Raw genomic sequence first — 13,240 nt, forward strand, 5'->3', positions numbered from 1 at the left:
GGTCATGGCTAAGCTCAAGAAACGCTATGTCTGCCAGCTGTGCGGCTCGGTCAGCCCGCGCTGGGCGGGGCAGTGCGCCGATTGCGGCGAATGGAACAGCCTCGTCGAGGACGCCGAAGGAGTGGTGACGCCCTTCTCGGCCAAGCACAATCTGCGTGGCGGCGGGCGGCGGATCGATCTGGTCGGGCTCGACGCGGAGGTGGCGCTGCCGGCGCGGCTTTCGACCGGGATCGCGGAGCTCGACCGCGCGATGGGTGGCGGCCTGGTCGCCGGCTCTGCAACCCTGATCGGCGGCGATCCGGGCATCGGCAAGTCGACCCTGCTGTTGCAAGCCGCCGCGAAGATCGCCTCGCAAGACAATGAAGTCGCCTATATTTCTGGCGAGGAGGCGACCGATCAGGTGCGCCTGCGCGCGCGCCGGCTGGGGCTTGGCGCGGCGCCGCTGCGGCTCGCGGCCGCGACCTCGGTGCGCGATATTCTGACCACGCTCGCCGAATCGGCGCCGCCGGCGCTGGTGGTGATCGATTCGATCCAGACCATGTATTCGGACCTGATCGAGGGCGCGCCCGGCACGGTCAGCCAGGTCCGCGCGGCGGCGCACGAATTGATCCGCTTCGCCAAGGAATCGGGCTCGGCCCTGGTGCTCGTCGGCCACGTCACCAAGGACGGGGCGATCGCCGGCCCGCGCGTGCTCGAGCATATGGTCGATACGGTGCTCTCCTTCGAAGGCGAGCGAAGCCATCAATATCGAATCCTTCGCGCGACCAAGAACCGCTTCGGCGGAACCGACGAGATCGGCGTGTTCGCGATGGGCGAGGAGGGGCTGGCCGAGGTCGCCAACCCTTCCGCTTTGTTCCTCACCCATCGCGGAGAGGCGGTGCCGGGCGCAGTCGTCTTTCCCGCGCTCGAAGGCACTCGGCCCGTGCTGGTCGAGATCCAGGCGCTAACCGTGCGCCTCGCCAGCGGCGCGACTCCGCGCCGCGCCGCAGTCGGCTGGGATTCGGGGCGCCTCGCGATGATCCTCGCCGTGCTGGAGGCGCGCTGCGGGCTCAGCTTCTCGACCGCCGAGGTCTATCTCAACGTCGCCGGGGGCTACCGCATCACCGATCCAGCGGCCGACCTCGCGGTCGCGGCCGCTTTGGTCTCGGCGCTGGCCGAGCGGCCGGTGCCGGCGGAGACGGTGGCGTTCGGCGAGGTGGCGCTGTCGGGCGAGCTGCGGCCGGTGGCGCATTCGGGGCTGAGGCTCAAGGAAGCCGCGAAATTGGGGTTCGAGCGGGCGCTGGTCCCGGCTGTGGTCGGAGGAGAGAAGGCGGCGATGCCTCTCTCCGGCTTCCGGACGCTCGGTAATTTGGTCGATCATTTGCTGGGCCGCTGAATGAAAACCTTCTCCCTCAGGGAGAGGGTAGGGTGAGGGTGTTCGGCCTTGGCGGATATGCGCTGATTCCGTAACCCCTCACCCCAGCCCTCTCCCCATGGGAGAGGGAGTCTTCCCCCAGAGCGAAAGCTCTATTAGGCAAGCCCCATGTCCCTCACCGCACTCGACATCGTCGTCATCCTGCTCGTCGGCGCCGGGCTCGTGCTCGGCTTTCTGCGCGGTTTCGTGTTCGAGGTGCTGTCGCTCCTCGCCTGGTTCCTGGCGATCATGGCGCTTCGCTACCTTCACGCGCCGGTGCGCGATTTGCTGGTCGGGCCGGTCGGCACCGTCTCGGGCGCCTCGATGCTCTCCTTCGCTTTGGTCTTCGGGCTCGTCTTCGTCGGCGGCAAGCTCGCCTCGCGGCGGATGGGGACCCGGGTTCGCCAGTCGGTGGTAGGGCCGGTGGACCGCGTTCTCGGCGCGGGCTTCGGCGCGCTCAAGGGGCTGATCGGCGCGACCTTGCTCTATCTCGGCGCGAACCTCGTCTACGACGTGATCTGGGGGCGGGCGGCGCTTCGTCCCGAATGGATGGCGCAGTCGCGCACCTATCCTTTGCTCCAGTCGAGCAGCGCGACGATCGTCGACCTGGTGGATGCCCGCCGCGGCCCCGCCCAGGGCAATGCGATCGAGCCCGCTCCTTCGAACGGCCAATGACCCGGATCCGCCTCCACGACACGATGGCGCGCGAGAAGCGCGTCTTCGAGCCCGCGGACCCCAGCCGCGTGACGATGTATGTCTGCGGGCCCACGGTCTACAACCGCGCCCATATCGGCAACGCCCGGCCCGCGGTGGTGTTCGACGTGCTCGCCCGGCTGCTGCGCCACGTTTATGGCGAGCAGAGCCTCGTCTACGCCCGCAACGTCACCGACGTCGACGACAAGATCATCGAGGCGGCGCGCGCCGAGGGCGTCGATCCCCCGGTGATCACGGCGCGCTACGAGGAGCATTACAACGCGGACATGGGCGCGCTCGGCGTTCGCCTGCCGGACATCGCGCCCCATGCGACGGCCCATGTCGGGCAGATGATCGCGATGATCGCGCGGCTGATCGAGACCGGCAACGCCTATGAGGCCGACGGGCACGTCCTGTTCAACGTCCCCTCCGACCCCGATTACGGCGCGCTCGGCCGGCGGGATCGCGACGCGATGATCGCCGGGGCCCGCGTCGAGGTCGCCAGCTACAAGAAGGACCCGGCCGATTTCGTGCTGTGGAAGCCTTCGGGCGAGGACATGATCGGCTGGGACTCACCATGGGGCAGGGGCCGCCCCGGCTGGCACATCGAATGTTCGGCGATGATTGCCGAGCATCTGGGCGAGACGATCGACATCCACGGCGGCGGCCTCGACCTCATTTTCCCCCACCACGAGAACGAGATCGCCCAGAGCCGCTGCGCCCACGGCGGGGCGCCGCTGGCGCGCTACTGGGTGCATAATGGGTTTCTGTCGATGGCCGGCTCGGAGAAGATGTCGAAGAGCCTGGGGAACGTGGTCACCCCTGCGGAGTTGCTGGCCGAGGGCCACAAGGGAGAGGTGCTTCGATTCGCGTTGCTTACTGCGCACTACCGCCAGCCGTTGGAATGGTCACGATCTCTCATCGACCAAAGCCAAGCGACGCTGCACGGACTATATTGCCGTGTGAAGCGATACCAGACGGGAGAGGGCGACTTCGAGCCTGACGAACTTCCTCCGCCCGACCAGGATGTCGTGGATGCCTTGTGTGATGATCTGAACACCCCGTTGGCTTTGAGCCGCCTCAGCGCACTGCGAAACGATGTGGAGGTTGCCTCGACAGCCAAGTTCCTAGGGTTACTGCAAGAGGGTAGCCGATGGTTTCGGCCTGATGACGTGGACGCGTGCAAGATTGAGGACCTGATCGCTGCTCGGACCGAGGCCAAGGCACGGCGCGACTTTGCCGCGGCGGACCAGATTCGCGCCGAGCTGGCCGAAGAGGGGATCGTGCTTGAGGATGGTCCCAAAGGCACGATCTGGCGTCGGGCCTGAAAACCCTCTCCCGTGGGGGAGAGGGTAGGGTGAGGGGGTTCGGTGTTGGCGATTATTCTCCTATGCCCGAACCCCTCACCCCAGCCCTCTCCCACGGGAGAGGGGGCTAAGGGGTGCCATTCGCGGCGCGGCGACTTATAGGAACCCCCCATGCCGTCCGCGCTCTACACCCGCGACATCCTTCGCCTCGCCTCGGCCATTCCGCATCTGGGGCGCCTGGAGCGGCCTCGCGCGAGCGCCGAAAAGAACTCGCCTGTGTGCGGCAGCCAGGTGATCGTCGATGTCACCGCCGATGGCGAGGGCCGCATCGCCGCGATCGGCCAGGAAGTGAAGGCCTGCGCCCTCGGCCAGGCTTCGGCGGCCCTGATGGGGGCCAACGCCATCGGCCGCACCGCCGCTGAGCTCGAAGCCGCCCGCGATGCCCTGGCCGCCTGGCTCGCCGGCGCCCGCGATCATCCCGGCGACTGGCCGGGCCTCGAAGCCCTCGCCCCCGCCCGCGGCTATCCAGCCCGCCACGCCGCCATCCTGCTCGCCTTCGCCGCCGCCGCAGAGGCCGCGGCCATCGCCGCCCGCGCCGATGCCGCCTGAGGTTCACGCCGCGGCGCCGCTGCTCCACGACGCGGTGATCCTGCTCGGCTTCGCGCTCGGCTTCGTGCTGCTGTTCCGCCGCCTCGGGCTCGGCGCGACCCTCGGCTATCTCATCGCCGGAGCGGTGGTCGGGCCGCAGCTGCTCGGCCTCGTCGGCGGCGCCGAGACCAAGATGCAGTTCGCCGAGATCGGAATCACTCTGCTGCTGTTCCTGGTGGGGCTCGAGCTCAACCTCACGCGGCTGTGGCGGATGCGGCACGACATCTTCGTCTTCGGCCTCGCCCAGGTGGTGCTCTGCGGAATCGCCATCGCGGCGATGGTCTGGCTTGCCACGGGATCCTCGATCGCTGCGGCGCTGGCGCTCGGCCTGCCGCTCGCGCTCTCCTCGACCGCGCAGGTGCTGCCGCTGCTTCAGTCGGCGGGGCGGCTTCGGACCCCGTTCGGCGAGCGCGCCTTCTCGATCCTGCTGTTCCAGGACCTGTCGATCGTTCCGCTGATCACCATCGTCGCGGCGATGTCGCGCAACCCTGCCGACGCGGCCGGCCCCCCGGGCTGGCTGCTCGCCGCCTACACGCTCGGCGCCATCGTCGGGCTGGTCCTTGCCGGGCGCTACATCCTGCGGCCGCTGTTCCGGCTGATCGGCAATCTCGGCGAGCGCGAGATGTTCGTCTTCGCCGGCCTGTTCACGGTGATCGCCAGCTCGGCCCTGATGCAGGCGCTCGGCCTCTCGACCGCTTTGGGTGCCTTCATCGCCGGAGTGATGCTCGCCGATTCGCCCTACCGGCACGAGCTTGAGGCGGACGTCGAGCCCTTCCGCTCGATCCTGCTCGGCCTGTTCTTCCTCGCAGTCGGAATGATGCTCGATCTCCACGCCATTGCCGAGCGGCCCTTCTTCGTGATCGGCATGGCGCTGGCGCTGATCGCGATCAAGGCGGTCTTCATCACCGGCCTCGCAATGGCCGCGCGGATGGCGTGGCGCCCCGCGCTCGCGCTCGGCCTGCTGCTCAGCCAGGGCGGCGAGTTCGGCTTCGTCCTGTTCGCCCAGGCGCAGAACGCCTTCCTGATCGCGCCCGAGGCGGCGAGCCTGTTCGGGGCGATCGTCACGCTCTCGATGGCGACGACGCCGTTCCTGATGATGGCCACCAGCCGGATGCGCTCCGAGCCGGTGAGCAAGGAGGTCCGCGACGGGCCGGTCGCCGACGGCTCCAACGCGCTGATCGTCGGCTACGGCCGCTTCGGCCAGACGGTGGCGCAGATGCTGTTGACCCAGGGCATCGCCGTCACCCTGATCGACACCGACATCGAGATGATCGACGTCGCCGGCAGCTTCGGCGCGAAGGTCTATTATGGCGACGGAACACGGATCGACATGCTTCGCCAGGCGGGCGCGGGGGAGGCCGAGCTGATCCTGTTCTGCACCGACGGCGACCAGATCGGGCCCGAACTGATCGAAGCGGTGCACGAGGCATTCCCGCAGGCGACCATCTTCGTCCGGGTATTCGACCGGCGGGCGCTCCTCCAGCTCAAGGGCGCGCCGATCGGCGGCGCCGTTCGCGAGCTGCTCGATTCGGCCGTGCGCATGGCGCGGATGGCGATGAAGGCGGTGGGCGTCGGCGACGAGCAGATCGAGCGCACCGAGGACCTCTACCGCAAGCGCGACCGCGAGCGCCTCAAGGCCCAGATCGAGGCCGGGGACCTGCGAGTCCAGCAGGAACGGATCGTCACCGAGCCGGTCGTGGAGGGCGGGGAGGGGTAACCGGGTTAGCGCTAGCTCGAGCCGGTTACCTGCCGTTCCCCGGCGAAGGCCGGGGTCCAGGAGCCAACGGCTCATTGAGGTTGGAAGCTCTCGTGTGAGACCGGCTCGCGCCGGCCTGGGCCCCGGCCTTCGCCGGGGAACATCTTATGGCGGCCCGCTGTCGAGAAAGGCCTGGCCGATGCCGCGGCTGAGGATGAGCGCTGCCCCCTTCTTGTCGTGCGCCATGCGCGCTTCCAGTCGGCCCGCCTCGAGATCCGTCTCGGTCGGCAGCCCAACCGACTCCAGATGGGCGACGGCGCGCTCGGCGTCGGCCGGCGGGCAAAGCCCGCGCTCCACGGAAAGGCGAAGCGCCATGGCCATGCCGATCGCCACCGCCTCGCCGTGGCGAATCCCCGTCTCGGCCTCGATCGCGTGGCCGAAGCTGTGACCGAAGTTGAGCAGGGCGCGGCGGCCGTTGAGGTCGCGCTCGTCGCCCGCCACCAGTTGCGCCTTGGCGCGGACGCACGTCTCGATCGCGTAGCGCCGCGCTTCCCGGTCGCCGGCGATCAAGGCCGCGCCATTGGCCTCGCACCAGGCGAAGAAGCCGGGGTCGGCGATCAGGCCGTATTTCACCACTTCCGCATAGCCGGCCCGCAACTCGGCTTCGGGCAGGCTGGAGAGCGTTTCGGGATCGATCAGCACCAGCGATGGGGGGTGGAAGGCGCCGATGAGGTTCTTGCCCTGCGGCGCGTTGACCCCGGTCTTGCCGCCCACGGCCGAATCCGCCTGGGCGAGCAGGCTCGTCGGCACTGCGATCCAGTTGCAGCCTCGCTTGAGCAGCGAGGCCGCGAAGCCCGCTACGTCGCCGACCACTCCGCCGCCGACGGCCACGACATGGTCGGCCCTGCCCATTCCGGCATCGATCATCGCATCGAGCAGGCGCTCCACCGTCGCCAGCGTCTTGCTCGCCTCGCCCGGGGGCAGGACCAAGCGGCCGACGAAGGCGCATCGGAGCCGATCGGCCCAGCCGGAGCGCGCGACATTCTCGTCGGTGACCAGGAACAGCCGGGTCGCGGGCAGGGCGGCGTCGTCGAGCGCGCCGATGGCGATCGGGTAGCCGAGCGTGTCGATCTGAGTCACCCGAGGGCCGCGACGATCTGGTCGACGGTTTGCTCGAGGTCGCCGGGACGGATCGTGAAATGCGCCTCGGCGTAGGCCGGACTGCGCTCCTTGGCCAGGGTGCGAAGGAGGGCGAGCGGGTTCTTGCCCCGTGCCAGCGGCCGATGGTCGCGGCGACTCACGCGTTCCGCCAACAGCTCGACGTCCGCATCGAGCCAGACGGCGATGCAGCGCTCCAGAATCAGCGCGCGGGTTCCCCGATCGACGAAGGCGCCCCCGCCGGCCGCGATCACCCGGCGCGGTCCCTCGATCAGTCGGGCGACGATCCGCCGCTCGCCGTCCCGGAAATGCGGCTCTCCATAGCGTTCGAAAATCTCGGCGATGCTGAGCCCGGCCGCGGCCTCGATCTCCTCGTCTGCATCGACGAAAGGGAGGTTCAGCCGTCGTGCCAGGCGTCGGCCGATAGTCGTCTTGCCGGCGCCCATCAGCCCGACGAGCACGATCGGCCTTTCATCGCTCGGCGGGGCCTTCTCCATGATCGGGGGCTATACAGAGCGCGCCCCTGTGGGGCAAAAGGCCGCCATGCCCAGATACGATTTCGCTCCCGCCCGCCGCCGCCGTTCGCCGGTTCCCATCATTCTCCTCCTCGTCCTCGCCGGGCTCGTTGGCCTGCTGGTCTATGCCTGGTCGAAGGATACCGAGGTCGCTCCGACGAACATGGAGCAGGACGTCACCAATGCGCTTGCGCGCTAAGGCGCTCCTTCTCGCCGGCGCCGGGGCCCTGGTGATCGCTCTTCCCGTTCTCGGGCAGAGCCGCGACGCGCCCGAATCGATCCTTCCTCCCGGCTTCAACGATCCGCAGACCCTGCCGCCGGCGGAGAACAAGGCGGCGCCCCAGCAGGCGCCCGAACGGCCGGCCTTCCAGCCGGGCGTGCCGGGCCCCGCGCCGGCCGCCCCGCCTTCCGGCAACACGCTTGGCGACGTCGAAGAGGTCGCGCTCGATCAGGCCGCGATTCCGCGCCCGACCAACTATTTCACGATTCCCGAAGGCGCCGCGCGGCCGATCGATTTCGTCGGGCCGCTGGAGCCGGGCAATTTCGGGCTCGGGCCCAACGCCTTCGGCGCCGGGGACGCGCGGCTCTACGCGGCGCTCATGCGGCGCGTTCACGCGCCCCTGCCATCGCGCTGGACCTCGATCCTGCTTCGGCGCGTCTTGCTATCGCACCTCGCATCGCCGGCCGGCGTGCAGCCGGTCGATTGGGTCGCCGAGCGCGCCGCCCTGCTGCTGCGCATGGGCGAGGCCGATGGGGCGCGTTTGCTCGTCGAGGCCGTCGACGCGGAAAATTACACGCCGAGGATGGTCGAGGTCGCGGCGCAAACCGCGCTCGCCACCGCCGATCCCTCCGCGCTTTGCCCCCTGGTCGCTCCGGCGCGCGGCTGGTCGCGCGACACGGTCTGGATATTGGCGGACGGCATGTGCGCTGCTCTCGAAGGCGAGGCGGCCCGGGCGACCGCCCTCATAGACCAGGCCCGCGACCAGGCGGGCACGAGCGTCGACCTGTTGCTCGCGGAGAAGGTGGTCGGTGCGGGTGCGGAGACTCGGCGGGCCGTCGACATCCAGTGGGACGGGGTCGACGAGATCAATCCGTGGCGCTTCGGCCTCGCCAGCGCCGTCGGGCTGCAGATTCCCGACAGGCTCATCGGAAGCGCTCCGCCCGAGATGCGCGCATGGCTCGCGCGCGCCCCGATGGTGCCGCTGGAGCAGCGCCTCGAAGCCGCCTCGACCGCGGCGACGCTCGGCGTCTTCTCCTCGCACGCGCTTGTGGAGCTCTACAGCCTGATGCTGGACGAGACCGATCCGGCCGAGGTTTCCGGCTCGGTCGCCGAGCGCCTCCGCACGGCCTGGGTCGGCCGCGATCTGGGAGACCGGATGACGGCGATGCGCGCGCTCTGGGGAGCGACCGACGCCGATCCTTATGCGCGCTCGATTCTCACCGCCGGCGCGGCGGCGCGGATCGCCCCGTCGGCCGATTTCGCTGGCGACGCGGGCGCGTTGATCGCCTCGATGCTGAGCGCGGGCATGGACCGCGAAGCGGCGCGCTGGGCGGGAGTGGTCGAGGAGGCGGATCAAGGCGATCGTGCCTGGGCGCTTCTCGCTGTCGGTGCGCCCCGGCCGATGGTCACCGACCGGCTCGACGATTTCGTTGCGGCCGACGACAGCCTCGGCCGCCAGCGCTCGCAACTGCTCGCCGCGGCGCTGTTGGGCCTGGGCAGGATCAACGGCGATCAGGCGGCTGGCGCCGGTTTGCGGCTCGCGCCCGAAGACCGCTGGACGGCCGCGATCGACCAGGCGGCGCGCCAGCGCGCTCCGGGCGCGGTGGCGCTGCTTGCTGGTGTCGGAATGCAAACCGCGAGCTGGCAGGGCGTTCCGCCCTCCTATCTCTATCGAATCGTCCGGTCGCTGCGCGCGGTCGGCCTGGATTATGAGGCGCGGATGATCGCGGCCGAGGCCGTGGCGCGGCTGTGAACGCCCCCGAGGACGGGCAGGCCATCGCCGCCTTCCTCGAAATGATGGCCGCCGAAGCCGGAGCGGCGCGCAACACGTTGCTCGCTTACGAGCGCGATCTGAACGGCGCTTCGTCGCTGCTCGGAGGCGAACTCGCCGCGGCGGCGCCGGCTGCCCTGAAGGGGCTGGCCGAGGCATGGATGCCGCTGAAGCGCGCGACCGTCGCGCGCAAGTCCGCGGCGCTTCGCCGCTTCTTCGCCTTCCTTCACGACGAAGGCATGCGGAGCGACGATCCCTCGCCGGCGCTTCCGCGCCCCGCGAGCGAGCGTCCGCTGCCGCGCATCCTCGATCACCGGGCGGTCGACGCGCTGTTCGCCGAGATCGACCGGCGCAAGGCGGAAGGCGCAGCCGGGGCTCTGCGGCTCGCCGCCCTCATCGAGATGCTCTACGGCTCCGGCCTTCGCGCCACCGAGCTCGTCTCGCTGCCCCGCAATGCCGTCTCGCCCGACCGGCCGTTCATCATCCTCAAGGGCAAGGGCGGCCGAGAGCGGCTTGTGCCGATCTCGGATCGCGCCCGAGCAGCGGTCGCAGACCATGCCGCCGGCGTGCCGCGCGACTCGCTCTACCTCTTTCCATCGGGCAAGAAGCATCTCAGCCGGGTGCGGCTGTACCAGCTGGTGCGCGAGCTCGCCGCAAGCGCCGGAATCCCCCCCGAAAGGATCAGCCCGCACGTGCTTCGCCACGCCTTCGCCACCCATTTGCTCGAAGGCGGCGCCGACCTTCGCGCGGTGCAGACTTTGCTCGGTCACGCCGACATCGCCACCACCCAGATCTACACCCATGTCGATTCGCGCCGGCTGATCGACCTGGTCAACCAGCGCCATCCGCTCGTTGACGCGCCGCGCAAGCGCATCTAACTCGCGCCGCTCATGGCCACCTTCCTGGATTTCGAAAAGCCGATCGCCGAGCTGGAAGCGCGCATCGAGGAGCTGCGCGAGACGGCTTCGGCGGGCGAGCCCAATATCGAGGCCGAAATCGCCAAGCTCGAGGAGCGTTCGGCGAAGCTGCTTCGGGACACCTATGCGAAGCTGACGCCGTGGCAGAAGACCCAGGTCGCGCGCCATCCCGAACGGCCGCACTTCAAGGATTATGTCGCCGCCCTTGCCGACGATTTCGTCCCGCTGGCCGGCGACCGCAACTTCGCCGACGACCAGGCGATCATCGGCGGGCTCGCGCGGCTGGGCGGCCGCAAGGTTATTCTGATCGGCCACGAGAAGGGCGACGACACCGCGAGCCGCCTCCGGCACAATTTCGGCATGGCCCGCCCCGAAGGCTATCGCAAGGCGATCCGGCTGATGCAGATCGCCGACCGCTTCGGATTGCCGGTGGTCACCCTGGTCGATACGCCGGGCGCCTTTCCGGGCGTCCAGGCGGAGGAACGAGGCCAGGCCGAGGCGATCGCCCGCTCGACCGAGCAGTGCCTCGCCCTGGGAGTGCCGCTGGTTGCCGCGATCGTCGGGGAAGGGGGCTCGGGCGGCGCGATCGCCATCGCCGCCGCCAACAAGGTGCTGATGCTCGAGCACTCGATCTATTCGGTCATTTCGCCGGAAGGCTGCGCCTCCATTCTATGGCGGACCGCGGAGAAGGCTGCCGACGCCGCCGAGGCAATGAGAGTTACCGCCGCGGACCTCAAGCAACTCGGGGCGATCGACCGCATCGTGACCGAACCCGTCGGCGGCGCGCACCGTCATTCGGCCGAGGCCGTCGCCGCCCTGGGCGAGGCGATCGGGGAGGAGCTGGAGGCCTTGGGAACATTGTCGCGCCAGGAGGTCCGGGCGCACCGCCGCGAGAAATTCCTGGCATTGGCTTGAATACGAAAGGGCGGCGCAATCGCTTGCGCCGCCCCTCGCTTCATAACTCGGATGCTCGGATTACGCGGCCGGCGCGGCCGTGCCGTCCATGGCGCCCGAGACGTTCTCGAAGGTCGAGCTGAGGCTGCTGCCCAGGCCCTGCATGGCCGTGATGGCGGCGACAGCGATAAGGGCGGCAATCAGGCCATACTCGATGGCGGTGGCGCCCTTCTTGTCCTTGATCAGCTTACGAATGAACATTTCCGGTCTCCTTGGTTCCACGTCTTTCGGAAGTCCACACTTCCTCGCCGCGCCCCCATTTGTCTTGATCGGGCCAGCTAATTTCTCAAACTAAAGACGGCGGGTTGAAAAAGGTTTAACGCGGCGTCGCGCTAAACGCTGGTCACTTCGGTAGCGACGTGATTCCACATGTTGGTGGTGGTGCTTGCGACGGTGGTCAGAGCGCCGACCATGGCCAGGAAGATGAGCGCCAGGATGAGGCCGTATTCCACGGCCGTCGCACCCTGCTGATCCTTGATAATCTTCAGCAAACGCCGCATCGTTCCCCCGTCGTCCCTGCGGGCTTCGATGCCCGTCATGTGCGGGATCGTAGCCGAGTGTCGTTAATGAACCGCTACCGGAAGGCGCCTCGTTGCAAAAAAATCCGACACTGACGGTGGTGGCCGCCGCCCTGGTCGATCGGGCGGGACGGATCTTGCTTCAGCAACGCGCGCCCGGACGATCGATGGCCGGGCTTTGGGAATTTCCGGGCGGCAAGGTCGAGGACGGGGAATTGCCCGAGGAGGCGTTGATTCGCGAGATCGAGGAGGAGCTCGGTATCGGGATCGAGGCGCGGGCCCTGCGCCCTGCCTGCTTCGCAAGCGCACCGCTCGGCGACGGGCATTTGCTTCTGCTGCTCTACCTTTGCCGCGAGTGGCGGGGCGATCCGGTGCCGCTCGACGCGTCGGCGCTGAAATGGCTGCCCGTCGAGGACATGATCGCCGACGAGATGCCGCCGGCGGACCGGCCGCTGATCGGCTTGCTCAGCGCCGTGCTGGCGGCCTGAGCGCGTCCGCGAGCGACGCCGTCGCGCTGCCGCGAGGGGCGGGGCGCGGCTGGCCGGGTGCGGGCGCCCATCCGCTCATGTGAACGATCTCGAATCGTTCGGGGACCTTGCCGTCTGCATCCGCACCGCCGGCGAAGGCCGCCGCAGCGGCTGCAAGACCCGCCCGGCCAATCGGGCGGCGCGAGCGATCGGTGAGAATGTTGGTCGCGCCCATCGCCCTGAGGTCGCGAACCAGCGAAGCGAGCGACGAAAAGCGCACCGTCAGCGTCTCCGAATCCGCCACGGGCAGCGCGAAGCCCGCGCGCACGAGCAGATCGCCCGCCGCGCGAACGTCGATCTGCGGGTGGATTCTGGGCGACGCCGCTTCTTCGGCAGCGTGCATCGCGGCGCGCAACCGGGGCAGGCTTCCGGCTCCGGCGAAGGCGGCCAGAAACAAGCCGTCCGGGCGGAGCGCGCGGCGGATCAGAGCAAGCGCGCCGGGAAGATCGTTGACCGTGTCCAGCGCGCCTGCCGAGACGATCAGATCGAAGCTTGCGGGTGGAAAAGGGAGGCGATCCTCATCCGTCTGCATTCCGCCGGCGGCATATGCCGCCCCGGCATCGGCCGGGGTGACCTCGAGGCCTCGCGCCCGCAGCAGCGCCGTCAGGTAACCGCCCCCGCAGCCGAGATCGAGCGCATCCGCGAAGGGCCGCTGGACGAGGTCCAGCCGCTCCGCGATTTCGTCGGCCATTCGGCGGAACAGATAGTCAGCACCCGGGCCGCTCGCCGCCGCCCGGTCGCGCCGCAACCGTCGCAGACGGCGGTCGAACGGCCGCTCGAAGGGATCATGCTCGTTCACCGCCCGGCTATAGCAAAGCGTCCGGGGCCGGACAGCTTTCCTGTCCGGTTTCGGACAGTTGCGCCGAAATTGGGCCGCACGGCTCTGTATTACACAGCTGGCATGGCTTTTGCGGCTTACCAAA

Annotated in this window: 14 protein-coding genes; 9 read left to right on the plus strand and 5 right to left on the minus strand. The window is 69.0% G+C overall.

Annotated features, from left to right (window positions below; genetic code table 11):
• The first annotated feature begins 4 nt into the window (after positions 1-4).
• The 5 genes from radA (at position 5) to E6G92_03745 (ending at position 5,758) form a co-directional block, all read left to right on the plus strand.
• The gene (gene radA / locus E6G92_03725; protein ID TMJ18939.1) at positions 5-1,375 is read left to right on the plus strand and encodes a DNA repair protein RadA; all 1,371 of its coding nucleotides are present in this window, start codon (positions 5-7) and stop codon (positions 1,373-1,375) included.
• A gap of 147 nt (positions 1,376-1,522) precedes the next feature.
• Entirely contained in the window at positions 1,523-2,068 is a 546-nt protein-coding gene (locus tag E6G92_03730; GenBank protein TMJ18940.1) for a CvpA family protein, read from the plus strand.
• Entirely contained in the window at positions 2,065-3,414 is a 1,350-nt protein-coding gene (locus E6G92_03735; protein TMJ18941.1) for a cysteine--tRNA ligase, read from the plus strand. Before E6G92_03730 ends, E6G92_03735 begins: the two co-directional genes overlap by 4 nt.
• A gap of 150 nt (positions 3,415-3,564) precedes the next feature.
• Complete coding sequence (locus E6G92_03740) at positions 3,565-4,002, plus strand: iron-sulfur cluster assembly scaffold protein (protein TMJ18942.1); 438 nt, start codon at positions 3,565-3,567, stop codon at positions 4,000-4,002.
• Complete coding sequence (locus E6G92_03745) at positions 3,992-5,758, plus strand: sodium:proton exchanger (protein TMJ18943.1); 1,767 nt, start codon at positions 3,992-3,994, stop codon at positions 5,756-5,758. The genes E6G92_03740 and E6G92_03745 overlap by 11 nt, the downstream gene beginning before the upstream one ends.
• Before the next feature lie 144 nt (positions 5,759-5,902).
• Here E6G92_03745 and aroB read toward each other — a convergent pair whose 3' ends face one another.
• Entirely contained in the window at positions 5,903-6,877 is a 975-nt protein-coding gene (gene aroB, locus E6G92_03750; protein TMJ18944.1) for a 3-dehydroquinate synthase, read from the minus strand.
• Entirely contained in the window at positions 6,874-7,392 is a 519-nt protein-coding gene (locus tag E6G92_03755) for a shikimate kinase (protein ID TMJ18945.1), read from the minus strand. The genes aroB and E6G92_03755 overlap by 4 nt, the downstream gene beginning before the upstream one ends.
• 200 nt (positions 7,393-7,592) lie before the next feature.
• On the opposite strand from E6G92_03755, the gene E6G92_03760 reads away from it, so the two are divergent.
• The 3 genes from E6G92_03760 to E6G92_03770 are packed head-to-tail and all read left to right on the plus strand — an operon-like array spanning position 7,593 to position 11,233.
• Positions 7,593-9,383 (plus strand): hypothetical protein, encoded by a 1,791-nt coding sequence (locus tag E6G92_03760; protein TMJ18946.1) that lies wholly within the window; start codon positions 7,593-7,595, stop codon positions 9,381-9,383.
• 41 nt (positions 9,384-9,424) lie between these two features.
• Positions 9,425-10,279, plus strand: a complete 855-nt coding sequence (locus E6G92_03765) for a recombinase XerD (protein TMJ20694.1) — start codon at positions 9,425-9,427, stop codon at positions 10,277-10,279.
• A gap of 12 nt (positions 10,280-10,291) precedes the next feature.
• A complete protein-coding gene (locus tag E6G92_03770) occupies positions 10,292-11,233 on the plus strand; it encodes an acetyl-CoA carboxylase carboxyltransferase subunit alpha (protein ID TMJ18947.1) in 942 nt (313 codons plus the stop codon).
• Between the two features lie 60 nt (positions 11,234-11,293).
• Here E6G92_03770 and E6G92_03775 read toward each other — a convergent pair whose 3' ends face one another.
• A complete protein-coding gene (locus tag E6G92_03775; protein ID TMJ18948.1) occupies positions 11,294-11,473 on the minus strand; it encodes a Flp family type IVb pilin in 180 nt (59 codons plus the stop codon).
• Positions 11,474-11,604: 131 nt separating this feature from the next.
• Positions 11,605-11,772, minus strand: a complete 168-nt coding sequence (locus tag E6G92_03780; protein TMJ20695.1) for a Flp family type IVb pilin — start codon at positions 11,770-11,772, stop codon at positions 11,605-11,607.
• Between the two features lie 116 nt (positions 11,773-11,888).
• Between E6G92_03780 and E6G92_03785 the strand changes: the two genes are divergently transcribed.
• Entirely contained in the window at positions 11,889-12,278 is a 390-nt protein-coding gene (locus E6G92_03785; protein ID TMJ20697.1) for a (deoxy)nucleoside triphosphate pyrophosphohydrolase, read from the plus strand.
• On the opposite strand, the gene E6G92_03790 is transcribed toward E6G92_03785, so the two are convergent.
• Positions 12,256-13,008, minus strand: coding sequence for a methyltransferase domain-containing protein (locus tag E6G92_03790; GenBank protein ID TMJ20696.1), 753 nt, complete (start codon positions 13,006-13,008; stop codon positions 12,256-12,258). The two genes, E6G92_03785 and E6G92_03790, sit on opposite strands and share 23 nt — an antisense overlap.
• Between the last annotated feature and the right edge of the window lie 232 nt (positions 13,009-13,240).

The sequence above is a fragment of the Alphaproteobacteria bacterium genome, assembly GCA_005883305.1.
Lineage (GTDB): Bacteria > Pseudomonadota > Alphaproteobacteria > Sphingomonadales > Sphingomonadaceae > Allosphingosinicella.

Excerpts from the sequence above, each read along its gene's own strand:
- E6G92_03770 (TMJ18947.1), top strand. The coding sequence starts at position 10,292 with ATGGCCACCTTCCTGGATTTCGAAAAGCCGATCGCCGAGCTGGAAGCG.
- E6G92_03760 (TMJ18946.1), top strand. The coding sequence starts at position 7,593 with ATGCGCTTGCGCGCTAAGGCGCTCCTTCTCGCCGGCGCCGGGGCCCTG.
- E6G92_03755 (TMJ18945.1), bottom strand. The coding sequence starts at position 7,392 with ATGGAGAAGGCCCCGCCGAGCGATGAAAGGCCGATCGTGCTCGTCGGG.
- E6G92_03765 (TMJ20694.1), top strand. The coding sequence starts at position 9,425 with ATGATGGCCGCCGAAGCCGGAGCGGCGCGCAACACGTTGCTCGCTTAC.
- E6G92_03735 (TMJ18941.1), top strand. The coding sequence starts at position 2,065 with ATGACCCGGATCCGCCTCCACGACACGATGGCGCGCGAGAAGCGCGTC.
- E6G92_03775 (TMJ18948.1), bottom strand. The coding sequence starts at position 11,473 with ATGTTCATTCGTAAGCTGATCAAGGACAAGAAGGGCGCCACCGCCATC.
- E6G92_03740 (TMJ18942.1), top strand. The coding sequence starts at position 3,565 with ATGCCGTCCGCGCTCTACACCCGCGACATCCTTCGCCTCGCCTCGGCC.
- E6G92_03730 (TMJ18940.1), top strand. The coding sequence starts at position 1,523 with ATGTCCCTCACCGCACTCGACATCGTCGTCATCCTGCTCGTCGGCGCC.
- E6G92_03745 (TMJ18943.1), top strand. The coding sequence starts at position 3,992 with ATGCCGCCTGAGGTTCACGCCGCGGCGCCGCTGCTCCACGACGCGGTG.
- radA (TMJ18939.1), top strand. The coding sequence starts at position 5 with ATGGCTAAGCTCAAGAAACGCTATGTCTGCCAGCTGTGCGGCTCGGTC.
- E6G92_03790 (TMJ20696.1), bottom strand. The coding sequence starts at position 13,008 with ATGGCCGACGAAATCGCGGAGCGGCTGGACCTCGTCCAGCGGCCCTTC.
- E6G92_03780 (TMJ20695.1), bottom strand. The coding sequence starts at position 11,772 with ATGCGGCGTTTGCTGAAGATTATCAAGGATCAGCAGGGTGCGACGGCC.